We start from the raw sequence: 23,984 nt of genomic DNA on the forward strand, positions 1-23,984 counted from the left end.
GGGGTCGGTGCGTGGGGACGGGGCGGGGTGTCTCCTCGGCTCGGCGCGTGCGGGCATGTCTCGGCTGTGCAGGGTGGTTGCGGGGGGGGGGGGCGGGGGGGCGCCCCCCCCCCCCCCCCCCCCCCCCCCCCCCCCCCCCCCGGCGAGGCTGAATACGGCCCCGGCCGAGGGTGGAGACGGGCTAGCCGCGCAGCGCCCCGGCACCCCAGGGGGTCTTGCGGATGGCCCGCTGCAGGCGACGGGCCCGCAGCCCGGTCACGCGGTCCGCGTACACCGTCCCGTCGAGGTGGTCGCACTCGTGCTGCAGACACCGCGCGAAGAACCCGGTCCCCGAAATCCGCACGGCCGCCCCGTCCGACCTCACCCCCTCCACCACCGCGTGGTCGAAGCGCGCCGTCCCCGCCTCCAGCCCCGGCAGGGACAGGCACCCCTCCGGCCCCAGGAACTCGTCCCCGTCGGCCGTCACCAACCGCGGGTTGACGATGTGCCCGACGTGGCGGACGTCCTCGTCGTCGGGACAGTCGTAGACGAAGACCCGCTGTCCGACGCCGATCTGGTTCGCGGCGAGCCCGACCCCCTCGGCGGCGTACATCGTGGCGAACATGTCCTCGATGAGCCGGTCGAGGGCCGGGCCGAATTCCGTGACCTCCGCGCACGCGGAGTGGAGCACCGGATCACCCAGCAGGCTCATGGTGCGGACGAGACCGGTGGTACCGGGGATGGGGCGCTGTCGCATGGCCGTAAGCCTACGACGGGCGACTATATGAGGAGATCCGCGGCGGGCCGGGGGCGCCGCGGTCAAGGCCCGGGCCGGTACTGGATAGGCTGGGGCCGACCGACGCAAGGAGGACAAGGGACGATGGCAGGCAACACGGAGCCGCTTTCGCCGCGGGCCAAGCTGGCCGTGACGGCGGGCAAGGCCGCGGCGGCGGTGTCGCGGGCCGCGGGACGCGGAAGCGGATCGGTGATCGGTGGCAAGGTCGCACTCAGGCTCGACCCCGATCTCCTCGGCGCGCTGGCGCAACATCTCGATGTCGTCCTCGTCTCCGCGACGAACGGCAAGACCACGACGACCCGGCTGATCGCGGAGGCCCTGCGGGCCAGCGGTCCGGTCGTCTCCAACGCCCTCGGCGCCAACATGCCGGCCGGCATCACCTCCGCGCTGGCCGGCGGCTCGGACGCCAAGTACGGCGTCATCGAGGTCGACGAGAAGTACCTGGCCGGAGTGGCCCGGGACGTCACCCCCAAGGTGATCGCCCTGCTCAACCTCTCCCGCGACCAGCTGGACCGTGCCGCCGAGACCCGCATGCTCGCGGAGAAGTGGCGCGAGGGCCTCCAGGGCTCCAAGGCCGTCATCGTCGCCAACTGCGACGACCCGCTGATCGTGTGGTCCGCCTCCTCCTCCCAGAACGTGGTGTGGGTCGCGGCCGGCCAGGAGTGGAAGGACGACGCCTGGTCGTGCCCCTCCTGCGGCGGCGTCATGCAGCGCCCGGGCGACGACTGGTTCTGTGGCGAGTGCGGATTCCGGCGCCCGACCCCGACCTGGGTGCTCTCCGGCGACCACGTCCTGGACCCGCACGGCAGCGCCTGGCCGATCCACCTCCAGCTGCCCGGCCGCGCCAACAAGGCCAACGCCGCCACCTCGGCCGCCGTGGCCGCCGTCTTCGGCGTCCCGCCGCAGGTCGCGCTGGAGCGGATGTACCAGGTGCAGGCCGTCGCCGGCCGCTATGACGTGGTGAATTTCCAGGGCCGTGAGCTGCGGCTCCTGCTCGCCAAGAACCCGGCGGGCTGGCTCGAAACGTTTTCGCTGATCGATCCCCCGCCGACCCCGGTGATCCTCTCGGTGAACGCGCGCGGCGCCGACGGCACCGACACCTCCTGGCTGTGGGACGTGGACTACCCGCGGCTGCTCGGTCACCCGATCTTCGTCATCGGTGACCGCAAGCTGGACCTCGCGGTCCGCCTCGAGGTCGCGGGTCTGGACTTCCGGGTGTGCGAGACCCTCGACGAGGCCGTGCAGCTCGCGCCGCCCGGCCAGATCGAGCTGATCGCCAACTACACCGCCTTCCAGGACGTGCGCCGCCGCGTCGGCAACTAGTACCCATAAGGACAAGAGCATGAGCGACAACAGCCTGCGTCTGGTGTGGGTCTACCCCGACCTGCTGAGCACGTACGGAGACCAGGGCAACGCCCTCGTGGTGGAGCGCCGGGCGCGCCAGCGCGGCCTGGACGTGCAGCGCGTGGACGTGCGCAGCGACCAGCCGATCCCCACCTCGGGCGACATCTACCTGATCGGTGGCGGCGAGGACCGGCCGCAGCGGCTGGCCGCCGAGCGCCTGCTGCGCGACGGCGGCCTGGAGCGCGCCGTCTCGAACGGGGCGATCGTCTTCTCCGTCTGCGCCGGTTACCAGATCCTCGGCAAGGAGTTCGTCAACGACCAGGGCCAGCGCCAGGAGGGCCTCGGCCTGCTGGACGTCGTCACCCTGCGCGGTGAGGGCGAGCGCTGCGTCGGCGACGTCCTCGCGGACATCGACCCGCGCCTGGGCCTGCCGCAGCTGACGGGCTTCGAGAACCACCAGGGCGTGACCCACCTCGGCCCGACGGCCAAGCCGTTCGCCCGCGTGACCATGGGCCGTGGCAACGGCACCGGCGACGGCACCGAAGGCGCGTACAACGACACGGTGTTCGGCACGTATATGCACGGTCCCGTGATGGCCCGCAACCCGCAGGTCGCGGACCTGCTGCTGAAGCTGGCCCTCGACGTGAACGCGCTGCCGGCCATAGACGACCGGTGGTACGAGGCGCTGCGCGCGGAGCGCATCGCCGCCGCGACGCAGCCCGCGTAGCACCCTGCGGTCCGCTCATCGGGGCGGCCCCTCCATCATGTGTTCGGCCCGGTTTTCCCTTGGGGGAACCGGGCCGACGTGGTTTCGCACGACGCGCGGGACCAGCATGTGGAGGATGGTTCAGTCCACCTCTCCACCGCTTGTAGGGTGGCCGTAGTTCCAACCGGACGACGTGGTCCGGTCGTCGGCCCACGTTGCAAAGGTCACTTCCTGCCATGCGCATAGGTGTGCTCACTTCCGGTGGCGACTGCCCCGGTCTCAACGCCGTCATCCGCTCCGTCGTGCACCGTGCCGTCGTCGACCACGGCGACGAGGTCATCGGCTTCCTCGACGGCTGGAAGGGCCTGCTGGAGGCGGACTACCGCAAGCTCGACCTCGACGCCGTCGGCGGCATCCTCGCCCGCGGCGGCACCATCCTCGGCTCCTCCCGGGTCCAGCCCGCGCACCTGCGCGACGGCGTGGAGCGCGCCCGCGGCCACGTCGCGGACCTCGGCCTCGACGCGATCATCCCGATCGGCGGCGAGGGCACGCTGAAGGCCGCGCACCTGCTCTCGCAGGCCGGTCTGCCCATCGTCGGTGTCCCGAAGACCATCGACAACGACATCGCCTCCACGGACGTCACCTTCGGCTTCGACACCGCCGTCGGGGTGGCCACCGAGGCGCTGGACCGGCTGAAGACCACCGCCGAGTCCCACCAGCGCGTCATGGTCGTGGAGGTCATGGGCCGCCACACCGGCTGGATCGCCCTGCACTCGGGCATGGCGGCCGGCGCGCACGCGATCGTCGTACCGGAGCGCCCCTTCGACATCGGGCAGCTGACGGAGATCGTCGGCGAGCGCTTCTCCGCGGGCAAGCGGTTCGCGATCGTCGTGGTCGCCGAGGGCGCCAAGCCGCGGCCCGGCTCGATGGACTTCGAGGAGGGCGGCACCGACATGTACGGGCACGAGCGGTTCGCCGGCATCGGCAACCGGCTCGCCGTGGAGCTGGAGCACCGCCTGGGCAAGGAGGCCCGGCCGGTGATCCTGGGCCACGTCCAGCGCGGCGGCACGCCCACCGCGTACGACCGGGTGCTCGCCACCCGCTTCGGCTGGCACGCCGTGGAGGCCGCGCACCGCGGTGAGTTCGGCATGCTGACCGCGCTGCGCGGGACGGACATCGTGATGGTGCCGCTCTCCGAGGCGACCTCGACCCTCAAGACGGTTCCGGCCGAGCGGTACGACGAGGCGCAGACGGTTCTCTGACGTCCCTTTTGTACGCCCCCTCTATCCTGGGCCGCCCCCGCGCGCAAGAGCGCCCGGGGGCGGCACTACTGTGGTGGGGCATCACAGTCAAGGGAGTGAACAGATGGATCACAGCGGGCACGGCATGGACATGAACATGGACTTGCCGCCGTTCACTCTCGGGCGCGGACTGGAGTTCTCCTTCGACGCCTTCTTCCTGATCGGCTCGCTGCTGGGGCTCGCCCTGTACGGGTGGGGCGTGCTGCGGCTGCGCCGGCGCGGGGACTCCTGGCCGCCGGGCCGGACCGTCGCCTTCACCGTGGGCGTGCTGACGGTGATCCTGGTGATGTGCACCAAGCTGAACGACTACGGCATGGTCATGTTCAGCGTGCACATGGTCCAGCACATGGTGATCAGCATGGTCACGCCGATCCTGGTGCTGCTGGGCGCTCCGGTGACGCTGGCGCTGCGCGCGCTGCCGCCCGCCGCCCGCGGTCGCAAGGGGCCGCGCGAGCTGCTGCTGATGGTGCTGCACAGCCGGTACATGAAGGTGATCACCCACCCCGCCTTCACGATCCCGATGTTCATCGCGAGCCTGTACGCCCTGTACTTCAGCCCGCTCTTCGACTTCCTGATGGAGAGCCGCACCGGGCACATCGCGATGATGGTCCACTTCCTCGCCGTCGGCCTGATCTTCTTCTGGCCGATCATGGGCATCGACCCGGGTCCGCACCGGCCGGGCTACGTGATGCGGATGCTGGAGCTGTTCGCGGGCATGCCCTTCCACGCCTTCTTCGGCATCGCCCTGATGATGGCGAGCCAGCCGATGATCAAGACGTACGCGAACCCGCCGGCCTCCCTCGGCATCGACCCCCTGCTCGACCAGCAGTGGGGCGGCGGAATCGCCTGGGCGTTCAGCGAGATCCCCTCGGTGCTGGTCCTGATCGCCCTCGTCTACCAGTGGTACCACTCCGAGCAGCGGGCCGCGCGGCGGTCCGACCGGGCCGAGGAGCGCAACGGCGACAAGGAGCTGGAGGCGTACAACTCGTATCTCGCCTCGCTCCAAGCGCGTGGCCAGTAGCGCGACACCGCCTTCGCGCGCCACCATGGGGCATGACCGGATCCGTTAAGGCGATGGCTGTCATGACCTTCGCCGCACTGGTGGCCGTCGCCGCGTACTCCGTGGCCCTCGGCAGCAACGGCTGGCTGTGGTTCGGCTGGGTGGTGCTGGGGCTGCTGACCGCCGGGATGGCCGCCTCGCGCAATGCCTGAGGAAGGTCCCGGGAAAGGCTCGGAGGAAGGTCCGCTCCGCCCCCTGCAACCCGCGGCTCACCGTCCGTAAACTGGAGGTGACAACGGGATATCGACAGGAGCGGCCTGGTGTTCTACCACTTGCTCAAGCACGTGTTGCTCGGTCCCCTGCTGCGGCTGCTGTTCAGACCCCGGATCGAGGGACTGGAGAACATCCCGGCGGAGGGTGCCGCGATCGTCGCGGGCAATCACCTGTCCTTCTCCGACCACTTCCTGATGCCCGCCATCCTCAAGCGGCGGATCACCTTCCTGGCGAAGGCCGAGTACTTCACCGGCCCCGGGGTCAAGGGCCGGCTCACCGCCGCCTTCTTCCGCAGCGCCGGGCAGATCCCCGTGGACCGGTCGGGCAAGAACGCCGGACAGGCCGCGCTGCGCGAGGGGCTGGCCGTGCTGGCCAAGGACGAGCTGCTGGGCATCTACCCGGAGGGGACGCGCTCGCACGACGGCCGGCTCTACAAGGGCAAGGTGGGCGTGGCCGCGATGGCCCTGGGCGCCGGGGTGCCCGTCGTGCCCTGCGCGATGGTCGGCACCTTCGAGATCCAGCCGCCCGGGAAGAGGATCCCGAAGATCCGGCGGGTGACCATCCGCTTCGGCGAGCCCCTGGACTTCTCCCGCTACGCCGGGATGGAGGGCGAGCGCGCCGTCCTGCGCGCGGTCACCGACGAGATCATGTACGCGATCCTCGGGCTGTCCGGCCAGGAGTACGTCGACCGGTACGCGGCCGAGGTCAAGGCCGAGGAGGAGGAACAGCGGAAGAAGGCCCGGCGCTCCGCGCGCTGAGCCTTCTCCCGCTCGTTACCGTCGGGCCCTCAACGGACGGCGGGGAGCTCCTCCGGCGCCGGGAAGACCGAGGACTCGGCCGGGGCGTCGGACGACAGGGACTTCGCCGCGGCCGGGGCCGGGGCCACGGGGGTGGCGTGCGGGGCGCACTTCACGTCCCGGGCGTCGACCTTGCCGGTGAGCAGGTAGGTGTCGACCCGGCTGTTGATGCAGGGGTTCAGCAGGCTGGTGACACCGTGCGAGCCGGCGTTCTGCTCGGTGATCAGACGGGAGCCGGCGAGGCGGCGGTGCAGCTCGACCGCGCCCTTGTAGGGCGTGGCCGCGTCCCGCTCGGACTGGACGATCAGCACCGGGGGCAGTCCGCGCTTGGCGCCGACGGCGATCGGGGTGCTCTGCTTGGCCTTCCAGGTCGCGCAGGGCAGGTTCATCCACGCGTTGGACCAGGTCAGGAACGGGTACTTCTCGTGCAGCTTGGTGTTGTCGCGGTCCCACTTGGACCAGCTGGTGGGCCACTTGGCATCGGCGCACTCGACGGCGGTGTAGACGGCGTTGCCGTTCTCCGACGCCGCATTGCCCTGGATGTCCGTCATGTCCGGGGCGATGGCGTCGACGAGCGCCTGCTCGTCACCGGCGGCCCAGGCGGCGAAGGTCTGGGCGACGGGCACCCAGGAGGAGTCGTAGTACGGGGCGCCCTGGAAGAAGCCGATGAGCTCGGCCGGGCCGACGATCCCGCCGAGCGGCTTGGCCTTCGCCTTGCCGCGCAGCTCCTGCCACTTGGCCTCGACCTTGGCGCGGGTGTCGCCGAGGTGGAAGACCGCGTCGTTCTTGGCGACCCAGTCCTGCCAGTCGTTCCAGCGCATCTGGAAGGCGACGTCCTGGCCGAGGTTGGCCTCGTACCAGATGTTGTCCTGCGAGGGGTCCACCACGCTGTCGACGATCATGCGGCGCACATGGGTCGGGAAGAGGGTCGCGTAGACCCCGCCCAGGTAGGTGCCGTAGGAGACGCCGAGGAAGTTCAGCTTGGACTCGCCGAGGCCGGCGCGGATCACGTCGAGGTCGCGCGCGGTGTTCGGCGTGGTCATGTGCGGCAGCATCTCGCCGCTGCGCTCCTTGCAGCCGTCCGCGTACTCGGCGGCGAGCTTGCGCTGGGCCCGCTTGTCGGCCTCGTTCGACGGGACCGGGTCCGCCTTGGGCACCTTGACGAACTCCTGCGGGTCGATGCAGGAGATGGGCGCGGAGTGGCCGACGCCGCGCGGGTCGAAGCCCACGAAGTCGTAGGCCTTGGCGGCGTTGACCCACAGCGGGCTCTTGGTGGTGACGCGGCGCGGGAAGCGCATGCCGGAACCGCCCGGGCCGCCGGGGTTGTAGACGAGCGCGCCCTGTCGCTCCTCCTTGGTCCCCGTGCTGCCGATCCGGTCCACGGCGATGTCGATGGTCTTGCCGTACGGCTTCGCGTAGTCGAGCGGGACCTTCACCCAGCCGCACTGGATGGGCTTCTCGAAGCCCCAGTCGGCCGGACAGTCCTTCCAGTCGATCCCGGTGCGGGCGGCGCGGGCGGCGGCGATCTGCACGCCGAGCGCCTCCGGCAGCCTGAGGTCGTGGTCGGCGGAGGCCGCTGCGGCCGGCGGGGCCAGCAGCAGGCTCGCCGCGAGCGTGCCGGTGATCAGTGTGGCGGCGCTCGCCAGCGCCGCGTTGCGTATCACGTGGTTGTTCCCCCTGCGTCAGGTGCCGCTGTGGGCGGCCGGGTTGGTCGGTTCGGTCGTCCGCGTGCAGGGGGATCTTGTCGTCTGACCCGGACCCGGCGACAGGGGCCGCTCGACTTCTTTGCCAACCCGATAACCGGAAAGGCGTGTACCGCTGAGCGGTGCCTGATGCGTCCCGCTTTCAGCAGCCGTAGGTACGGCAGGCCGCGTCGAGCAGCTCGCGCACCCGCAGGGCGTCCGGGGCCAGGGCCGTCACCAGCACGGCCGGACCGGCCAGCGGCGTCACCACGGCGAACTCCCCCAGCACCGCGGCCGTCGGCGGGTCCGAGGCGAAGGCGGGGTCCACGACGAGGAGTTGCCCGAGCGCCCGGTGCCCGGCCAGACCCGCCGGGCCGTCCCAGCCGCCGGGCGCGCCGGGTCCGCAGGCGAGCTCCTGGTCCAGCAGCGGACGCTCCCCGCGCTCGACGGTGAGGCGGCTGCGCAGCAGGCCCGGAGCCTCCCCGGTCCGGCCCAGTACCTGCTCCTCGCGGAGCACCAGCCGTGCCGTGGGGGCCAGCCGGATCCGGGTGCGTACCCTCAGGTCGCTGCCGCGCACCGAGACGAGTGGCTCGGGCAGCCACCGCACGGACGCCCCCTCCTCCAGGGTGAGGTGCACGTCGTAGCGCGCGGGCTCGCCGGACCGGCCGGGCAGGGCCAGGGTGGCCGCCGCCGAGGCGAGCGCGAGGTGCGCCCCGGGCCCGGCGGTGGCCTCGACGGTGAGGTGGTCCCCGCCGAGCGGGGCGCTCATCGCGCCGACCAGCATGACCCCGGCCCCGGCCCCCGAGGCGGTGCGGGTGCGGCGCAGCGCGAGCGGTCCCTCTCCGGACAGCAGGGGGAGTGCGGTGCCGCCCCGCCCGTCGGCCACGGCGTGGATGCGGGCGGTGGCCCGCAGGCCGGCCGGGGGCACCGGGGGCCCTTGGGGTCTCAGGGATCCCTGCGCGAGCTCGGTGGTGGACGTGCCGCTCACCGCAGGGACCAGGCGGCGATCCGCTCGCGCACCCAGGCGGCCACCGGGCCGATCCCTTCGGGGCCGCGCAGCGACTGGAAGGCGACGGGCAGTTCGCCGCGCTGTGCGGCGGCGTCGCGGGCCATCCGGTCGAGGTCGGAGCCGACGTGCGGGGCGAGGTCGGTCTTGTTGACGACGAGGAGGTCGGCGGTGGTGACGCCGGGGCCGCCCTTGCGGGGGATGTCGTCCCCGCCGGCCACGTCGATGACGAAGATCTGGGCGTCGACGAGTCCGCGGGAGAAGGTGGCGGTGAGGTTGTCCCCGCCGGACTCGACGAGGATCAGGTCCAGGCGGCCGTGCTCCCGGAAGGCGTCCTCCAGTTCCTCCACGGCCTCCAGGTTGGCGGAGATGTCGTCGCGGATGGCGGTGTGCGGGCAGGCCCCGGTCTCGACGGCGGTGATCCGCTCGGGCGGCAGGACGGCTTCGCGCAGCAGGAACTCGGCGTCCTCGCGGGTGTAGATGTCGTTGGTGACGACGGCCATGGACAGCTCGGTGCGCAGCGCGCGGCACAGGGCGGCGACGGTGGCGGTCTTGCCGGAGCCGACGGGTCCGCCGAGACCGATGCGCAGGGCCCGCCGGGTGCCGTCGGGCCGCAGGGGATCGGCGCCGTGGGTGTGCCGGTGGGGGTAGGTCACGGCATGGTCGAGGTGCATGGGGGGTGTCTCCTTCTGGGGGGTCAGGAAGCGAAGAGGCGTACCGGCCAGTCGGCATGAACCTCCGCCGAGATGTCCAGCAGTGGCGAGGAGGCCGCGGGCAGCGCGTCCGTCCCCTGGGAGCGGGCGCGTAGTGCGGCCCGCTCCGCCCGGGCCGCGACGGCGTCGAGGTCGGGAGCGAGGCGGGCCAGTACCCCGCTCGCCTCGAAGGGGTCCAGGCCCAGCAGCCGCACGGTCGCGGTGGCGGGCCCGCCGACGCTCTCGTACGCGGCCACGTGCGCGGCGTCCCCGGGCCCGAGCCCGGCCGCCCGGGCCGTGACGCCGAGCACCACGGGCTGGTGGGCGCCGCGCGGGAACGCCGCGGCCAGGGCCTCCAGTTCGGCGGCGGGCCAGGTGGCCCGGGCGGCCCGCAGCAGCTGCCGGCCCAGCCGCCGGGCCGCGGTGCGCAGAGCCGGCGACGGGGTGCGGGCGTCGGCGGCGGCGTCGAGGGCGGCCGGGTCGAGCCCGAGGGCAGCGGCCGCGGCGAGCGCGGCGGCGGTGAGGCCGGCGGTGTGCAGCCGGCCCCGGCAGAAGTCCTCCAGGGTGGCGGCGTCATGGATCCGGCCCGCCTTGCAGGCGGCCTCGGCCCCGCCGGAGTGGGCGTGCCCCCCGGCGGGGAAACGGCCGTCGGCGAGGACGAGCAGCGCGGCGCGGCTCATCGGCAGGGACCTCTTCTCAGAACAGGAAGTAGCGCTGGGCCATGGGCAGTTCCACCGCGGGCGCCGGTTCCACGGCCTCCCCGTCGATGGTGACCGTGAAGGTGTCGGCGTCGACCTCGACCCTCGGCATGGCGTCGTTGTTCCGCATGTCGGTCTTGCTCACCTTGCGGGTGCTCTCGATGGCCACGAACCGCTTGCCCAGTCCGAGCCGCTCGGGGAGTCCGTCGTCGAGCGCGGCCTGTGCGGTGAAGTTCAGGGAGTTGAGGCCGGGTGCGCGGCCGTGGCTGCCGAACATCGGCCGGGGCAGGACGGGCTGCGGGGTGGGGATGGAGGCGTTGGCGTCGCCCATCTGCGCGTAGGCGATCTGACCGCCCTTGAGGACGAGTTCGGGCTTGACCCCGAAGAAGGCGGGGATCCACAGCACGAGGTCGGCGAGTTTGCCGGTTTCGACCGACCCGATCTCGCGGGCGAGCCCCTGGGCCACGGCGGGGTTGATCGTGTACTTGGCGACGTAGCGGCGGGCCCGGTGGTTGTCGGCGGGTCCGTCGCCGGGGAGGCAGCCGCGCCGCTTCTTCATCACGTGGGCGGTCTGCCAGGTGCGCAGCACGACCTCGCCGACCCGGCCCATGGCCTGGGAGTCGGAGGAGATGATGGAGATGGCCCCGAGGTCGTGGAGCACGTCCTCGGCGGCGATGGTCGAGGGCCGGATCCGTGATTCGGCGAAGGCGAGGTCCTCGGGGACGGCCGGGTTGAGGTGATGGCAGACCATCAGCATGTCGAGGTGCTCCTCGACGGTGTTGACGGTGTGCGGTCTGGTGGGGTTCGTGGAACTGGGGAGGATGTTCGGCTCGGAGACCACGGTGATGATGTCGGGTGCGTGCCCGCCGCCCGCGCCCTCGGTGTGGTACGAGTGGATGGTCCGCCCGGCGATGGCGGCGAGGGTATCGGCGACGAATCCGGCCTCGTTGAGCGTGTCGGTGTGGATGGCGACCTGGGCGCCGGTCTCCTCGCACACGCTCAGGCAGGCGTCGATGACGGCGGGCGTGGAGCCCCAGTCCTCGTGGAGCTTGAATCCGAGCGCACCGCCGCGCAGTTGGGAGTACATCGCCTCGCGGGACATGGTGTTGCCCTTGCCGAGCAGGCCGATGTTGACCGGCTGGTCCTCGAGGGCCGCGAACATCCGGGCGAGGTGCCAGGGCCCGGGAGTGACGGTGGTGGCCTTGGTCCCCTCCGCCGGTCCGGTCCCGCCGCCGACGAGCGTGGTGATCCCGGAGGCGAGCGCCTCGTCGATGACCGTCGGGGAGATGAAGTGCACGTGGGCGTCGATGGCCCCGGCGGTGACGATCTTCCCGTTGCCCGCGATGATCTCGGTCTCGGGGCCGATGACCAGGGCGGGGTCGACGCCGTCCATGGTGTCGGGGTTGCCGGCCTTGCCGATGCCGCAGATCCGGCCGTCGCGGATGCCGAGGTCGGCCTTGACGATGCCCCAGTGGTCGAGGACGACGACCCCGGTGATCACGGTGTCGGGGGCGCCCTCGGCCCGGGTGGTGCGGGCCTGCCCCATGGACTCGCGGATCACCTTGCCGCCGCCGAAGACGGCCTCGTCGCCGGCGCGGCCGGGGCCGCCGCTGAGGTCCTGCTCGATCTCGACGAAGAGGTCGGTGTCGGCGAGCCGGATCCGGTCGCCCGCCGTCGGTCCGAAGAGGTCGGCGTACACCTGGCGGGAGAGCTCAGCCATCGAGCGGCCCTCCGGTCTCTCCGCGCAGCCCCGGTACGGTGCGCAGTCCGCCGAGCGGTACGAGTTCCACCGCGACCGGGATGCCCGGCTCGAAGCGGACGGCCGTACCGGCGGCGATGTTGAGGCGGAGCCCGCGGGCGGCGGAGCGGTCGAAGTCCAGGCCGGGGTTGGCCTCGGCGAAGTGGTAGTGGGAGCCGACCTGGACCGGGCGGTCGGCGGCGTTGAGCACGGTGAGGCGGGTGACGGGACGGCCCTCGTTCAGGGGTACCGGGCCGTCCCCGTAGGCGATTTCGCCGGGGATCATGCGGGTGGTACTCCGTTTCAGACGATGGGGTCGTGGACCGTGACGAGCTTGGTGCCGTCCGGGAAGGTGGCTTCGACCTGGACGTCGTGGATCATCTCGGGAATGCCCTCCATGACCTCGTCGCGGGTCAGGACGGTGCGGCCGGAAGCCATCAGCTCGGCCACGGTCCGGCCGTCGCGGGCCCCCTCCAGGAGGTGCGACGAGATCAGGGCGATCGCCTCGGGATGGTTGAGGCGGACCCCACGCGCCCTGCGCTTCTCGGCCACGTCGGCGGCGACGTGGATGAGCAGTCTCTCCTGCTCGTGCGGTGTCAGTTGCACACGTATCACCAAGTTTCCGGGACAAGATCAACAAGGAGCGGGGCGACCCTACCGGTCGTCAACACCTTGTTGACCTGCGCATATCCGAGCCAAGCGTCTCTTGCCCAACGCGGGGAAAGGCTTTTCGTCCCGACCACCACTGCTTTACCGGATCATGGGTGATCATTGGCGGTCGAACGTGGCCGCCACGCTATGGGCCGCGCTTTTCCGTTGAGTTAACCCACGTTTCGTGCAGGTACCCGGTTCGACTCCGTTGCCCCACGAGCCCGAATCCGTATACGGCGCGGCCAACGGATCCCCACCAAGGAGAGAGATGTTCGTCAACCCCGTCCGGCACATCACCTTCGACGCCCTGGACCCCTACCGGACCGCCGAGTTCTGGTCCGCGGTGACCGGCTTCCCGATCCACCCCGACGACGTGGAGGGGGACGACGAGGTCCTGCTGGAGCCCGGGCAGCCCGGTGTGCCGGGCCTGCTGTTCATCCGGGTCCCGGACACCAAGTCCGTCAAGAACCGCGTCCACCTGGACATCCAGCCGCCCTCCGGCACGCGGGACGAGACCGTCGAGCGCCTCATCGGGCTCGGCGCGAAGCTCGTGGACGACCGCCGCGACGCGGACGGTGTCGCGGGCTGGGTCGTGCTCGCCGACCCCGAGGGCAATGAGCTGTGCATCGAGCGCAGCGCGGTCGAGCGCGACCTCGCCTGAGCCCGAGCCCGGTCCCGACGCCGATCCCCCTCTCGACGCCGGGTCCGGGGGGACGTCCCGAAGTCCCGGCAGGTCAGCGGCCGGTGGCGCTTGCGGCCGGGGCCCCGACGCACCAGGGCAGCGCGATCCACACCGTCTTGCCGCCGTCCTCGGTCGGGGTGACCGAGAGCCGGCCGCCCGCCTCCACCGTCAGCCAGCGGATGATCACCATGCCCCGGCCGTTGTCCTGCTGGACGGCGGCCGGGAGCCGCTTGGGCCAGCGGGGATGGCTGTCGGTCACCCCGACGCGCAGCCACTCCTCGCGCTCCAGCCTGATGTCGACGGTAAAGGTGGGCGACTGGCCGAAAGTGTGCTGTACGGCGTTGGTGGCGAGTTCCGAGACGATCAGCCGGACGCTGTCGGCGGTGTCGGCGTCATCGGGGAGTCCCCATTCGCCCAGTACCTCCGCGACGTACCGTCGGGCGGCGGCGACCGAGGCGGGATCGCTCGGCAGAGTGACGGATGCTTCCTGGTGATCTGCCATGGCGACCGTCCCTTTCCCACCGGGGCGAAAAGCCCCGGATCTGTGCTGGACGCCAGAGTGCCACCCATCGTGCCGTCACATCTGCCTTTCCCCCAAGATGTGCATATATCTGTCGCTCGATGCGGTGAACTCTGCTACGGAAGAGCGTATTTGGACGGCAGACTGGTGCGAGCTGTGCCGGTGGAAGGAGGCGGGTGTGCAGCACGGTCCCGCGGTGCGCCGACGCAAACTCGGCGAGGAACTGCGTGCCCTGCGCGACCGGTCCGGACTCACCAGTGGTGAGGCGGCCCGGATCATGGGGTGGCACCAGTCGAAAATCAGCCGTATCGAGACAGGCCGCAGCGGCGTCAAGCCGGAGGACATCCGGCTGCTCCTGGACGCCTACGGGGAGATCGTCAGCCCGGAGCAGCGTGCGCTGCTGGAGGCGCTGGCGGTCTCGGCCGCCGGCCCCGGTCCCGCGGGCGACAGCGGGCGCGGCCGCCAGTGGTGGCACGACTACCGGGGGCTGCTGCCGCAGGAGTACCGGGACTTCATCAGCCTGGAGGCGGGGGCGCGGTCGGCCCGCACCGTGGAGCTCTCGGTGGTACCGGGGCTGCTGCAGACCCCCGAGTACGCACGGGCCGTGACCCGGGCCGCGCTGGGCGGGCTGCCGGAGCCGAAGGTGGACGCGCTGGTCGACGTACGGCTGGCCCGGCAGTCGGTGCTGCGGGCCGATCCCCCGCTGGAGCTGAGCGCCGTACTGGACGAGGCGGTGCTGCGCCGGCAGATCGGCGGGCCGGGCGTGATGGCCGAGCAGTTGCGGCACCTGGCGGAGGTGTCCAGGCTGCCCCAAGTGCGGCTGCAGGTACTGCCGTTCAGCGTCGGCGGGCATCTCGGCCTGACCGGACCGTTCGTTATTTTTTCATTTCCGGACATCGCTGATCTGGATGTGGTGGTACTCGACCATTTGACGAGTAGCCTCTATCTGGAGCGGAAGGAAGACCTTGAGGCGTACGGCGCCGCGTTCCGCACCATCCAGGCGCACGCCCTCCCGCCCCAGGACTCGTCGGAACTCATCAGCTCACTCGCTGACGACGCGTAAGGAGGCACCCCCCGTGTCCGCAACCCCCTTATCCAGCAGCGGACTTCTGACCAGCGCGCGGTGGCGGCGGAGCAGCCGCAGCACCGGAATGAACAACTGCGTGGAAGCTGCCGTGCTCGGTGGCGGCCTGCTGGCCGTCCGCGATTCCAAGCGGACGGACGGCCCGGCCGTGCTCTTCACCGGGCCCGCCTGGACCGGCTTCCTCGCCTCCGTACGGGCCGGCGCGCACGCGTAGCCCCGTACGGAACGCCCGGGTATGCCTGGGAACGGCCGGGATCGGGCCGAAACGCCCTACAGGCCCCTGCCGTCCGTGGCACCGGCGGGCGCGGTCCGCAGGATCGTCCCGACCGCCCGATCGATCTCGTCCCCCGTGAGGTCGGCCCGGGCGGTCAGCCGCAGCCGGGAGATGCCGTCCGGCACCGACGGCGGGCGGAAGCACCCCACGGACAGACCTGCCTCGCGGCAGTCGGCGGCCCAGCGCAGTGCCGCCGACGCCGACGGGGCCCGTACCGACACCACGGCCGCGTCCGGCCGGGCCGCGGTCAGGCCGGACGCGGTGAGTCGCCCGTACAGCTGGGCGGCCACCTCGCGGGCGCGGTCCGCGCGCTCCGGTTCCCGCCGGAGCAGCCGCAGGCTCGCCAGCGCCGCGCCCGCGGCGGCCGGGGCCAGCCCGGTGTCGAAGATGAAGCTGCGCGCGGTGTTGACCAGGTGCCTGATCACCCGGGCCGGGCCGAGCACCGCTCCGCCCTGGCTGCCCAGGGACTTCGAGAGGGTCAGGGTGGCGACCACGTACGGAGCGCCCGCGAGCCCGGCGGCGTGCAGCGCGCCGCGGCCTCCCTCGCCCAATACGCCCAGCCCGTGGGCATCGTCCACGACCAGGGCCGCACCCTCGTCCCGGCAGGCGGCGGCGTACCCGGCGAGCGGGGCGGCGTCCCCGTCCACGGAGAACACCGAGTCGCTGACGAGCAGCGCCCGGCCCTCGTGCGCGGCGAGCGTCTTGCGCGCGGTGTCCGGGTCGGCGTGCGGGATCACGGAGGTCTCGGCGCGCGAGAGCCGGCAGCCGTCGACGATCGAGGCGTGGTTCCCGGCGTCGGAGACGACCAGCGTGCCCCATCCGCTGAGCGCGGTGACGGCGGCGAGATTGGCCGCGTACCCGGAGGAGAGGACGAGCGCGGCCTCGAAACCGCAGAAGGCGGCGAGCTCCCGCTCCAGCTCCGTGTGCAGCTCGGTGGTCCCCGTGACGAGTCGTGAACCGGTGGCGCCGGCGCCCCAGGTCTCGGCCGCCCGCTGCGCCCCGCGGATGGTCTCGGGGTGCCGGGACAGGCCGAGGTAGTCGTTGCTCGCCAGGTCCAGCAGCGGCGACACCGACGGCCGCGGGCGCAGCGTGCGGACCAGCCCGGCCTCCTCCCGTACGCGCTCCGCCGCGTCGATCCAGGCGAAGACGTCCACGGGGTCGGGGGTGTGCTCGGGCATCGGCATGTCCTCGTGTTTTGTCGGCAGTCCACAGACCTGCCCGACCCTAGCTGCCGCGACTGCTGCGTCAGGTGTGGTGATACACACACACCCATCCGGCCATGTTGTGCGATCTCTCCTTGGCCGGGAGCGGGGGTGTGGTCCAGGATCGGGTTCATGGACCTGCTGAACACCCTGGTGGACAAGGGGCTGCGGCGAGAGCTGCCGACCCGCGAAGAAGCGCTCGCCGTACTGGCGACTTCTGACGACGAACTGCTCGACGTGGTGGCCGCGGCCGGCAAGGTGCGCCGCCAGTGGTTCGGACGTCGGGTCAAGCTGAACTACCTGGTCAACCTGAAGTCGGGCCTGTGCCCCGAGGACTGCTCCTACTGCTCCCAGCGCCTGGGGTCGACGGCCGGGATCCTCAAGTACACGTGGCTGAAGCCGGAGGAGGCCTCCCAGGCCGCCGCCGCGGGTGTAGCGGGCGGCGCGAAGCGGGTCTGCCTGGTGGCGAGCGGCCGCGGGCCGACGGACCGGGACGTGGACCGCGTCGGCAAGACGATCGCGGCGATCAAGGAGCAGAACGAGGGCGTCGAGGTCTGCGCGTGCCTCGGCCTGCTCTCGGACGGCCAGGCGGAGCGGCTGCGCGACGCGGGTGCGGATGCCTACAACCACAACCTCAACACCTCCGAGGCCACGTACGGGCAGATCACCAAGACCCACACCTACGCGGACCGCGTCGACACGGTGCAGAAGGCGCACGGCGCCGGTCTGTCCGCCTGCTCCGGTCTGATCGCGGGCATGGGCGAGAGCGACGAGGACCTGGTCGACGTCGTCTTCTCGCTGCGCGAGCTGGACGCGGACTCGGTGCCGGTCAACTTCCTGATCCCGTTCGAGGGCACCCCGCTGGCCAAGGAGTGGAACCTCACCCCGCAGCGCTGCCTGCGGATCCTGGCGATGGCGCGGTTCGTCTGCCCCGACGTCGAGGTCCGCCTCGCCGGCGGGCGCGAGGTGCACCTGCGTTCGATGCAGCCGCTGGCCCTGCACGTGGTCAACTCGATCTTCCTCGGTGACTACCTGACCAGTGAGGGCCAGGCCGGTCAGGCCGACCTCGACATGATCGCGGACGCCGGTTTCGAGGTGGAGGGCGCCGGTACGACGACCCTTCCCGCGCACCGCTCCGACGTCGCGGCCGCCGCCACCGGCGGGGGCTGCGGTTCGAACGGCGGCGCCTCCGTCTGTGGTTCGGGCGCGGGCGCGGCCTCGGCCGACGACGCCCCGGCGGCGGGCTGCGGCTCGGCGTGCGGCGGCTGCTCCGGGCACGCCGACGCGGCGCAGCCGCCCGTACCCGTCCAGGCCGAGGCCGGCGGGGTCCGGCCGGAGCTGGTGGCGGTCCGCCGCCGCGGCGCGGGGACGGACATCGCCCCCAATGCCTGATCAGCGTGAACCCCTGTCGGCCGGCGCGGAACTGCTCGCGCTGGACCGGCAGCACGTGTGGCACCCGTACGGCCCGATGCCGGGGCGGCAGGAACCGCTGGTCATCGCCTCCGCCTCGGGGGTGCGGCTGCGGCTCGCCGACCCGTCCCGGGGACACGGCCACGACGAGCTCGTCGACGGCATGTCCTCGTGGTGGTCGGCGATCCACGGCTACAACCACCCGGTGCTCAACGAGGCCGCGACGGCGCAGCTGGGCCGGATGTCCCACGTGATGTTCGGCGGGCTCACCCACGAGCCCGCCGTCCGCCTCGCCACGAAGCTCGTCGAGATCACCCCGCCGGGGCTGGAGCACGTCTTCCTCGCGGACTCGGGCTCGGTGTCCGTCGAGGTCGCGGTCAAGATGTGCCTGCAGTACTGGCGTTCGCTGGGACGGACCGGCAAGACCCGGCTGCTGACCTGGCGCGGCGGCTACCACGGGGACACCTGGCAGCCGATGGCCGTCTGCGACCCCGAGGGCGGCATGCACGAGCTGTGGCAGGGTCACCTGCCGCGGCAGATCTTCGCGGACGCGCCGCCCGGCGGCTTCGACACGCCCGTGGACCCGGCGTACGCCGACCACCTGCGCGCCATGATCGCCGCGCACGCGGACGAGCTGGCCGCGGTCATCGTGGAGCCGGTGGTGCAGGGCGCGGGCGGCATGCGCTTCCACCACCCCGGCTACCTGCGGGTGCTGCGCGAGCTGTGCGACGAGTACGGCGTCCTGCTGATCCTGGACGAGATCGCCACGGGCTTCGGCCGTACGGGCGCCCTCTTCGCCGCCGACCACGCGGGGATCACCCCCGACGTGATGTGCCTGGGCAAGTCGCTGACCGGCGGTTACCTCACGCTGGCGGCGACCCTGTGCACCGAGCGGGTGGCGAGCGGCATTTCCCGGGGCGAGGTGCCGGTGCTGGCGCACGGGCCGACGTTCATGGGCAATCCGCTGGCCACGGCCGTGGCCCTGGCCTCCGTAGAACTGCTGCTCGGCCAGGACTGGGCGACCGAGGTCAAGCGGATCGAGGCGGGGCTGCGCGAGGGCCTGGCCGGCGCGGCCGGCGTCCCCGGGGTGAAGGACGTACGCGTCCTGGGCGCGATCGGTGTGGTCCAGCTCGACCACGAGGTCGACGTGGCGGCGGCCACCCGGGCGGCGGTGCGCGAGGGCGTGTGGCTGCGCCCGTTCCGGGACCTGATCTATGTGATGCCGCCGTTCGTGACCGGCGACGAGGACGTGGACCGTATCTGCCGTGCGGTGTGCGCGGCGGCGCAGGAAGGCTGAGATGTCCGTACTGATGGTGTCCGGCACGGGCACCGAGATCGGCAAGACGGTGGTCACGTCGGCGATCGCGGCCGCCGCGGTGGCGGCCGGGCGCTCGGTGGCGGTGCTCAAGCCCGCGCAGACGGGTGTCGGCCCGCAGGAGCCGGGGGACGCCGCGGAGGCGGTCCGGCTCGCCGGGCCCTCCGTCACGGCGGTGGAGCTGGCCCGCTATCCGGAGCCCCTGGCCCCGGACACGGCGGCCCGCCGCTCGGGGCTGGCGACGCTCGCCCCGGCGGACATCGCGGAGGCCGCGCGGCGGCTGTCCCTCGACCACGACCTGGTCCTGGTGGAGGGCGCGGGCGGACTCCTCGTCCGCTTCGACGCCGCGGGCCACACACTGGCGGACGTGGCCCGCCTCCTCGGCGCGCCGACGCTGATCGTCGCCCCGGCGGGTCTCGGCACGCTCAACTCCACCACCCTCACGGCGGAGGCCCTGCGGGCCCGCGACCTGACCCCGCTGGGCGTGGTGATCGGCAGCTGGCCGCAGAGCCCGGACCTGGCGGCCCGCTGCAACCTGGCGGACCTCACGAAGTCCTCCGGCCTGCCGCTGCTGGGCGCGGTCCCGGAGGGCTCGGGGACCCTCGCGCCGGACCGGTTCCGCGCGTCGGCCCCGTCCTGGCTGGACCCGTCCCTGTCGGGCACCTGGTCGGCGGAGTCCTTCCTCTCCGCCTGGACCCCCCCGGCCCCCGCCGGCACCCACCCCAGCCCCGCCGAGACCCACCCGAGCCCCGCCGAGACCCACCCGAGCCCCGCCGAGACCCACCCGAGCCCCGCCGGCACCCACCCCAGCCCCGCCGGCGTTTGAGGCGCGGGGTCCGGGGCGGAGCCCCGGGTCCTGAGCCCCGCCGGCGTTTGAGGCGCGGCCGCCCGGCCAAGGGCGGCCACACCCACCGGCACCGGCACCGGCACCGGCGGCTAGCCGAGCGGCTTGACCCAGCGCGTCCACTGCTCCTCGGGCCGGTAGCCCACCGCGTCCCACACCCGGTGCGCCCGCTCGTTGCGGTCGAGCACCATGGCGTCCCCGCGCCGCCCGCCCAGCGCCACGAAGCGCTCCTCGGCAGCCGCCAGCAGGGCGGCGCCGATGCCCTGCCTGCGGTGCCCGGGGTGCACGGCGAGGCGGTAGAGGTGACAGCGCCACCCGTCGAACCCGGCGATCACCGTGCCGACGAGCTCGCCGTCGCGCCGGGCGAGCAGCAGCGCCTGCGGGTCCCGGTCGTGCAGACGCTCGACCCCGGCGAGATCGTCGCTGATACTCGTTCCCTCCGCGGAGGCCTTCCAGAAGTCCAGGACGGCGCCCAGGTCGGTGGCTGACGCGGAGCCGATATGAAGATCAGTCATGTCCGGATCCCATCATCCGGCCGCGCTCCGCCAAAAGAATGATCCGTTCCCTTTGCCCGTCCTTTACCATGTGGTGAAAGGTCCCTCTTGAGTGAAAGGTGTGAGCGTCCGCCCATGGGCGAGCCTCCCGGTCCCCGACATACCCGTTCGCGACACCGCGCGTTCCCCCGCCTCCTGGCCGATCATGGGACGGAGGTGATCGACCGATGACCGAAGTGCTCCTGCTCGTCGTGGCACTGCTGCTCTGTCTCGTCTGTGGAGTCTTCGTCGCGGCCGAGTTCTCGCTCACCACCGTCGAGCGGAGCGAACTCGAACGAGCCGTCGAGCGCGGCGAGCGCGGCGCCGACAGCGCCCTGGCCGCCGTCCGCACCCTGACGTTCCAGCTCTCCGGCGCCCAGCTCGGCATCACCGTGACCGGCCTGGTCATCGGCATGATCTCCAAGCCCTCGATCTCCACCCTGCTCCAGGGCCCCTTCGAGGCCATGGGCCTGTCGGCCGGCGCCGCCTCCTCCACCGCCCTGGTCCTCGGCACCGTGCTCTCGACCGTCATCCTGATGGTCATCGGTGAGCTGGTGCCCAAGAACTGGGCGATCTCCTCCCCGCTGGCGATCGCCAAGCGCGTGGCGACCACGCAGCGGGTCTTCAGCCGGGCCTTCAAGCCCCTGATCAGCCACCTCAACACGACGGCGAACCACATGGTGCGCCGGTTCGGCCTCGAGCCGGCCGAGGAGCTGGCCTCCGCGCGCACCCCGCAGGAGCTGGTCGCCCTCGCCCGCCACTCGGCGAAGGCAGGCGCGCTGGAGAAGGACACGGCCGAGCTGTTCGTCCGGACCCTGAACCTCGCCGACCTGACCGCGGAGAACGTGATGACCCCGCGCGTCCAGGTCACCGCGCTCGACGTGCAGACCACCGCCGAGGACGTGGCGAACGCGACGCTGGCCACCGGCCTGTCCCGTTTCCCGGTCTACCGCGGCAGCCTCGACACCGTCGTCGGCACCGTCCACATCAAGGACGTGCTGGCCCTGCCGGCCGCGGAGCGCCGCCGCCGTCCCGTGTCGCAGCTGCTGCGCGAGCCCCTCCTCGTACCGGAGTCGCTCACCGTCGACCGGTTGCTGGACCGGCTGTCCGGCAAGCAGACGATGGCCGTGGTCATCGACGAGTACGGCGGCACGGCCGGCGTGGCCACGCTGGAGGACATCGTCGAGGAGGTCGTCGGCGAGGTCCGCGACGAACACGACCCGCACGAGACCCCGGACCTGGCCCCGGCCGGTACGGACGAGTCCGGGCGCGCCCTCTACTCGGCCGACGGCGCCGCGCGCACCGACCAGCTCCGGCGGATCGGCCTGCACGTGCCGGACGGTCCGTACGAGACCCTGGCCGGCCTGATAGCGACCGAGCTGGGCCGGATCCCGGCGGTCGGCGACCGCATGGAACTGGACGGCTGGCGCCTCGACGTGGTGGACGCCGTCGGGCGACGGGCCTCGCGCGTGCTTCTGCACGCCCCGGCCGAGCCCGCCGAGGGAACGGGGGAGGGCCGATGACCGTCATCCAGCTGCTGATCGGCCTGGCGACCCTGGTCGTCAACGCCTTCTTCGTCGGTGCGGAGTTCGCGCTGATCTCGGTCCGGCGCAGCCAGATCGAGCCGTACGCCGAGCAGGGCGACCGGCGGGGCCGCGCCGTCCTGTGGGGCCTGGAGCACGTGTCGGCGCTGATGGCGGCGGCCCAGCTGGGCATCACGCTGTGCACCCTGGTGCTGGGTGTGGTGGCCGAGCCGGCCATCGCGCACCTGCTGACCCCGCTGTTCGACCTCGTCGGGGTACCGGCGGGCGTGACCCACGCGATCTCCTTCGTGGTGGCGCTGGCGCTGGCGACGTACCTGCACATGCTCTTCGGCGAGATGGTGCCGAAGAACGTGGCGCTGGCCGAGCCCGTACGTACCGCGCTGCTGCTGGGGCCGCCGCTGGTGACCCTCACGCGGGCGCTGCGACCGGTGATCTTCGCGATCAACGCCTTCGCCAACGGCCTGCTGCACCTGCTGCGGGTGGAGGTGAAGGACGAGGTCGCGGCGACGTTCTCGGACGACGAGCTGGCCCGGATGGTCAAGGACTCCAGTGACGCGGGGCTCCTCGACGACCGGGCGAGCGAGCGCCTGCACGACGCCCTGGAACTGGGCCGACGGCCGGTGACCGACGTGGTGCTGCCGGCTGACCGGGTGGTCACGGCCCGGGAGGGCATCACGCCGGGCGGGCTGGAGCGGCTGTCGGCCGAGTCCGGGTACTCCCGGTTCCCGGTGGTCGACGCGCAGCACAAGATCCTGGGCTACCTGCACGTCAAGGACGCCCTGGACGCGGACGACGAGAGCCGCGACGCGCCCTTCCCGGTCTCGGCGCTGCGGCCGATCGCCCAGGTGCGGGCGGAGACCCCGCTCGACGACGTGCTGACCGCTATGCGGCGCAGCCGTACGCACCTGGCGGCGGTCCTCGGGACGGAGGGCGCCATGACGGGCCTGGTGACGATGGAGGACGTACTGCGGGAGCTGTTCGGCAGGCCCGCCTCCGCGTGATCCGTCGCGGAGTGCGCTCCCCGGCCCTGCGGGGCCGGGGTACCGCGCGGTAACATCACTCCGCCATGGAGATGAATGCCTCTTACACCAGTTTCGTCGCGGTCGGCGACTCCTTCACCGAGGGAATGTCCGACCTGCTTCCGGACGGTTCCTACCGCGGCTGGGCCGATCTGCTGGCCGCCCGCCTCGCGGCGCGCGAGCCTGACTTCCGCTACGCGAACCTCGCGGTCCGCGGCAAGCTGATCGCGCAGATCGCCGAGGACCAGGTCCCGGTGGCGGCGGCGATGGGCGCGGACGTGGTGACCCTGGTGGGCGGGCTGAACGACGCCCTGCGTCCCAAGGTGGACATGGGCCGGGTCCGCGCCCACCTGGAGTCGGCCGTGGAGCTCCTCGCCCCGTCCTGCAAGCGCCTCGTCCTGATGCGCTCCCCCGGGCGCAACGGGCCGGTCATGGAACGCTTCCGGCCGCGCATGGAGGAGCTCTTCGTCACCATCGAGGAGCTGGCCGCCCGGCACGGCGCCGTGGTCGTTGACCTGTACGGCGCCTCCGTGCTCGCAGATCCCCGGATGTGGGACGTCGACCGGCTGCACCTGACCGCCGAGGGCCACCACCGGGTGGCGGAGGCCGTCTGGCAGGCGCTGGGTCTGCCCGCCGAACTGGACTGGCGCACCGATCTGCCGGTCACCGCTCCTCCCGGCTGGACCGTACGCCGGGCCCAGGACCTGAGCTTCGCCCGGCAGCACCTGCTTCCCTGGATCGGCCGCCGCCTGACGGGCCGCTCCTCCGGCGACGGCCGCCCGGCCAAGCGCCCCGACCTGCTGCCGTACGGGGACTCCCCTCTCTCGTAGCAAGGCACAATCCGCAGGGGTGGCCCTACCTGCGTAAACGCACAGCGGTGGCCCAAGTAGAATC

25 protein-coding genes and 1 pseudogene are annotated in these 23,984 nt (G+C 72.2%); 15 read left to right on the forward strand and 11 right to left on the reverse strand.

Annotation, left to right across the window (positions count from 1 at the left end; all coding sequences use genetic code 11):
* Positions 1 to 181: 181 nt before the first annotated feature.
* Positions 182 to 736: a peptide deformylase gene (def, locus tag ACGFZK_RS31390; protein ID WP_393852234.1), complete on the reverse strand. Its 555-nt coding sequence runs from the start codon at positions 734 to 736 to the stop codon at positions 182 to 184.
* 123 nt (positions 737 to 859) lie between these two features.
* Here def and ACGFZK_RS31395 point away from each other — a divergent pair, with 123 nt between their 5' ends.
* The 6 genes from ACGFZK_RS31395 (at position 860) to ACGFZK_RS31420 (ending at position 6,157) form a co-directional block, all read left to right on the forward strand.
* The gene (locus ACGFZK_RS31395) at positions 860 to 2,098 is read left to right on the forward strand and encodes a MurT ligase domain-containing protein (RefSeq protein WP_052873103.1); all 1,239 of its coding nucleotides are present in this window, start codon (positions 860 to 862) and stop codon (positions 2,096 to 2,098) included.
* Positions 2,099 to 2,117: 19 nt separating this feature from the next.
* Positions 2,118 to 2,846, forward strand: coding sequence for a type 1 glutamine amidotransferase (locus tag ACGFZK_RS31400; RefSeq protein WP_393852235.1), 729 nt, complete (start codon positions 2,118 to 2,120; stop codon positions 2,844 to 2,846).
* Between the two features lie 215 nt (positions 2,847 to 3,061).
* On the forward strand, positions 3,062 to 4,087 hold the full coding sequence (locus ACGFZK_RS31405; protein WP_393852236.1) for a 6-phosphofructokinase: 1,026 nt from the start codon (positions 3,062 to 3,064) through the stop codon (positions 4,085 to 4,087).
* Between the two features lie 103 nt (positions 4,088 to 4,190).
* The gene (locus ACGFZK_RS31410; RefSeq protein WP_393852237.1) at positions 4,191 to 5,147 is read left to right on the forward strand and encodes a cytochrome c oxidase assembly protein; all 957 of its coding nucleotides are present in this window, start codon (positions 4,191 to 4,193) and stop codon (positions 5,145 to 5,147) included.
* A 53-nt stretch (positions 5,148 to 5,200) separates the two neighbouring features.
* Entirely contained in the window at positions 5,201 to 5,338 is a 138-nt protein-coding gene (locus tag ACGFZK_RS31415) for a hypothetical protein (RefSeq protein WP_393852328.1), read from the forward strand.
* A gap of 108 nt (positions 5,339 to 5,446) precedes the next feature.
* Positions 5,447 to 6,157, forward strand: coding sequence for a lysophospholipid acyltransferase family protein (locus tag ACGFZK_RS31420; protein ID WP_393852238.1), 711 nt, complete (start codon positions 5,447 to 5,449; stop codon positions 6,155 to 6,157).
* 29 nt (positions 6,158 to 6,186) lie between these two features.
* On the opposite strand, the gene ACGFZK_RS31425 is transcribed toward ACGFZK_RS31420, so the two are convergent.
* The 7 genes from ACGFZK_RS31425 to ACGFZK_RS31455 form a co-directional block, all read right to left on the reverse strand.
* Entirely contained in the window at positions 6,187 to 7,860 is a 1,674-nt protein-coding gene (locus tag ACGFZK_RS31425; protein WP_393852239.1) for an alpha/beta hydrolase, read from the reverse strand.
* A gap of 181 nt (positions 7,861 to 8,041) precedes the next feature.
* Complete coding sequence (locus ACGFZK_RS31430; protein WP_393852321.1) at positions 8,042 to 8,806, reverse strand: urease accessory protein UreD; 765 nt, start codon at positions 8,804 to 8,806, stop codon at positions 8,042 to 8,044.
* A 56-nt stretch (positions 8,807 to 8,862) separates the two neighbouring features.
* Positions 8,863 to 9,558 (reverse strand): urease accessory protein UreG, encoded by a 696-nt coding sequence (gene ureG / locus ACGFZK_RS31435; RefSeq protein WP_393852240.1) that lies wholly within the window; start codon positions 9,556 to 9,558, stop codon positions 8,863 to 8,865.
* 23 nt (positions 9,559 to 9,581) lie between these two features.
* Positions 9,582 to 10,256 (reverse strand): urease accessory protein UreF, encoded by a 675-nt coding sequence (locus ACGFZK_RS31440; RefSeq protein ID WP_393852241.1) that lies wholly within the window; start codon positions 10,254 to 10,256, stop codon positions 9,582 to 9,584.
* A 16-nt stretch (positions 10,257 to 10,272) separates the two neighbouring features.
* Positions 10,273 to 11,994 (reverse strand): urease subunit alpha, encoded by a 1,722-nt coding sequence (locus ACGFZK_RS31445; protein ID WP_393852242.1) that lies wholly within the window; start codon positions 11,992 to 11,994, stop codon positions 10,273 to 10,275.
* Positions 11,987 to 12,298 carry an urease subunit beta gene (locus ACGFZK_RS31450; protein ID WP_393852243.1) on the reverse strand — a complete coding sequence of 104 codons (312 nt, stop codon included), beginning with the start codon at positions 12,296 to 12,298 and terminating at the stop codon, positions 11,987 to 11,989. The genes ACGFZK_RS31445 and ACGFZK_RS31450 overlap by 8 nt, the downstream gene beginning before the upstream one ends.
* Before the next feature lie 17 nt (positions 12,299 to 12,315).
* Positions 12,316 to 12,618, reverse strand: coding sequence for an urease subunit gamma (locus tag ACGFZK_RS31455; protein WP_393852244.1), 303 nt, complete (start codon positions 12,616 to 12,618; stop codon positions 12,316 to 12,318).
* Between the two features lie 313 nt (positions 12,619 to 12,931).
* Here ACGFZK_RS31455 and ACGFZK_RS31460 point away from each other — a divergent pair, with 313 nt between their 5' ends.
* Positions 12,932 to 13,324, forward strand: coding sequence for a VOC family protein (locus tag ACGFZK_RS31460; protein ID WP_393852245.1), 393 nt, complete (start codon positions 12,932 to 12,934; stop codon positions 13,322 to 13,324).
* A gap of 73 nt (positions 13,325 to 13,397) precedes the next feature.
* On the opposite strand, the gene ACGFZK_RS31465 is transcribed toward ACGFZK_RS31460, so the two are convergent.
* The gene (locus ACGFZK_RS31465) at positions 13,398 to 13,847 is read right to left on the reverse strand and encodes an ATP-binding protein (protein ID WP_393852246.1); all 450 of its coding nucleotides are present in this window, start codon (positions 13,845 to 13,847) and stop codon (positions 13,398 to 13,400) included.
* A gap of 196 nt (positions 13,848 to 14,043) precedes the next feature.
* Here ACGFZK_RS31465 and ACGFZK_RS31470 point away from each other — a divergent pair, with 196 nt between their 5' ends.
* Entirely contained in the window at positions 14,044 to 14,928 is an 885-nt protein-coding gene (locus ACGFZK_RS31470) for a helix-turn-helix domain-containing protein (RefSeq protein ID WP_393852247.1), read from the forward strand.
* Positions 14,929 to 14,941: 13 nt separating this feature from the next.
* Positions 14,942 to 15,163, forward strand: a complete 222-nt coding sequence (locus ACGFZK_RS31475; protein WP_393852248.1) for a DUF397 domain-containing protein — start codon at positions 14,942 to 14,944, stop codon at positions 15,161 to 15,163.
* A gap of 56 nt (positions 15,164 to 15,219) precedes the next feature.
* On the opposite strand, the gene ACGFZK_RS31480 is transcribed toward ACGFZK_RS31475, so the two are convergent.
* Entirely contained in the window at positions 15,220 to 16,401 is a 1,182-nt protein-coding gene (locus ACGFZK_RS31480) for an 8-amino-7-oxononanoate synthase (RefSeq protein WP_393852249.1), read from the reverse strand.
* 156 nt (positions 16,402 to 16,557) lie between these two features.
* On the opposite strand from ACGFZK_RS31480, the gene bioB reads away from it, so the two are divergent.
* The 3 genes and pseudogenes from bioB to bioD form a co-directional block, all read left to right on the forward strand.
* Complete coding sequence (gene bioB / locus ACGFZK_RS31485; RefSeq protein ID WP_393852250.1) at positions 16,558 to 17,817, forward strand: biotin synthase BioB; 1,260 nt, start codon at positions 16,558 to 16,560, stop codon at positions 17,815 to 17,817.
* Entirely contained in the window at positions 17,810 to 19,132 is a 1,323-nt protein-coding gene (locus ACGFZK_RS31490) for an adenosylmethionine--8-amino-7-oxononanoate transaminase (RefSeq protein WP_393852251.1), read from the forward strand. Before bioB ends, ACGFZK_RS31490 begins: the two co-directional genes overlap by 8 nt.
* A gap of 1 nt (position 19,133) precedes the next feature.
* Positions 19,134 to 19,856 (forward strand): annotated as a pseudogene (bioD, locus tag ACGFZK_RS31495) (dethiobiotin synthase); the annotation flags it as partial.
* A gap of 230 nt (positions 19,857 to 20,086) precedes the next feature.
* Here bioD and ACGFZK_RS31500 read toward each other — a convergent pair.
* On the reverse strand, positions 20,087 to 20,509 hold the full coding sequence (locus tag ACGFZK_RS31500; protein WP_393852252.1) for a GNAT family N-acetyltransferase: 423 nt from the start codon (positions 20,507 to 20,509) through the stop codon (positions 20,087 to 20,089).
* Between the two features lie 206 nt (positions 20,510 to 20,715).
* Between ACGFZK_RS31500 and ACGFZK_RS31505 the strand changes: the two genes are divergently transcribed.
* The 3 genes from ACGFZK_RS31505 to ACGFZK_RS31515 all read left to right on the forward strand — a co-directional run bounded on the left by ACGFZK_RS31505 (position 20,716) and on the right by ACGFZK_RS31515 (position 23,920).
* Positions 20,716 to 22,050: a hemolysin family protein gene (locus ACGFZK_RS31505; protein ID WP_393852253.1), complete on the forward strand. Its 1,335-nt coding sequence runs from the start codon at positions 20,716 to 20,718 to the stop codon at positions 22,048 to 22,050.
* Entirely contained in the window at positions 22,047 to 23,072 is a 1,026-nt protein-coding gene (locus tag ACGFZK_RS31510) for a hemolysin family protein (protein WP_393852254.1), read from the forward strand. Before ACGFZK_RS31505 ends, ACGFZK_RS31510 begins: the two co-directional genes overlap by 4 nt.
* A gap of 65 nt (positions 23,073 to 23,137) precedes the next feature.
* Positions 23,138 to 23,920, forward strand: a complete 783-nt coding sequence (locus tag ACGFZK_RS31515; RefSeq protein ID WP_393852255.1) for an SGNH/GDSL hydrolase family protein — start codon at positions 23,138 to 23,140, stop codon at positions 23,918 to 23,920.
* The last annotated feature ends 64 nt before the right edge of the window (positions 23,921 to 23,984 follow it).

This window comes from Streptomyces sp. NPDC048257 (genome assembly GCF_043201855.1).
Classification (GTDB): Bacteria; Actinomycetota; Actinomycetes; order Streptomycetales; family Streptomycetaceae; genus Streptomyces.

Coding starts and splice junctions, on each gene's coding strand:
- ACGFZK_RS31395 (WP_052873103.1), top strand. CDS start 860: ATGGCAGGCAACACGGAGCCGCTTTCGCCGCGGGCCAAGCTGGCCGTG.
- ACGFZK_RS31410 (WP_393852237.1), top strand. CDS start 4,191: ATGGATCACAGCGGGCACGGCATGGACATGAACATGGACTTGCCGCCG.
- ACGFZK_RS31505 (WP_393852253.1), top strand. CDS start 20,716: ATGACCGAAGTGCTCCTGCTCGTCGTGGCACTGCTGCTCTGTCTCGTC.
- ACGFZK_RS31500 (WP_393852252.1), bottom strand. CDS start 20,509: ATGACTGATCTTCATATCGGCTCCGCGTCAGCCACCGACCTGGGCGCC.
- ACGFZK_RS31515 (WP_393852255.1), top strand. CDS start 23,138: ATGGAGATGAATGCCTCTTACACCAGTTTCGTCGCGGTCGGCGACTCC.
- bioB (WP_393852250.1), top strand. CDS start 16,558: ATGGACCTGCTGAACACCCTGGTGGACAAGGGGCTGCGGCGAGAGCTG.
- ureG (WP_393852240.1), bottom strand. CDS start 9,558: ATGCACCTCGACCATGCCGTGACCTACCCCCACCGGCACACCCACGGC.
- ACGFZK_RS31510 (WP_393852254.1), top strand. CDS start 22,047: ATGACCGTCATCCAGCTGCTGATCGGCCTGGCGACCCTGGTCGTCAAC.
- def (WP_393852234.1), bottom strand. CDS start 736: ATGCGACAGCGCCCCATCCCCGGTACCACCGGTCTCGTCCGCACCATG.
- ACGFZK_RS31445 (WP_393852242.1), bottom strand. CDS start 11,994: ATGGCTGAGCTCTCCCGCCAGGTGTACGCCGACCTCTTCGGACCGACG.
- ACGFZK_RS31480 (WP_393852249.1), bottom strand. CDS start 16,401: ATGCCCGAGCACACCCCCGACCCCGTGGACGTCTTCGCCTGGATCGAC.
- ACGFZK_RS31450 (WP_393852243.1), bottom strand. CDS start 12,298: ATGATCCCCGGCGAAATCGCCTACGGGGACGGCCCGGTACCCCTGAAC.
- ACGFZK_RS31400 (WP_393852235.1), top strand. CDS start 2,118: ATGAGCGACAACAGCCTGCGTCTGGTGTGGGTCTACCCCGACCTGCTG.
- ACGFZK_RS31490 (WP_393852251.1), top strand. CDS start 17,810: ATGCCTGATCAGCGTGAACCCCTGTCGGCCGGCGCGGAACTGCTCGCG.
- ACGFZK_RS31460 (WP_393852245.1), top strand. CDS start 12,932: ATGTTCGTCAACCCCGTCCGGCACATCACCTTCGACGCCCTGGACCCC.
- ACGFZK_RS31405 (WP_393852236.1), top strand. CDS start 3,062: ATGCGCATAGGTGTGCTCACTTCCGGTGGCGACTGCCCCGGTCTCAAC.
- ACGFZK_RS31415 (WP_393852328.1), top strand. CDS start 5,201: ATGGCTGTCATGACCTTCGCCGCACTGGTGGCCGTCGCCGCGTACTCC.
- ACGFZK_RS31440 (WP_393852241.1), bottom strand. CDS start 10,256: ATGAGCCGCGCCGCGCTGCTCGTCCTCGCCGACGGCCGTTTCCCCGCC.
- ACGFZK_RS31465 (WP_393852246.1), bottom strand. CDS start 13,847: ATGGCAGATCACCAGGAAGCATCCGTCACTCTGCCGAGCGATCCCGCC.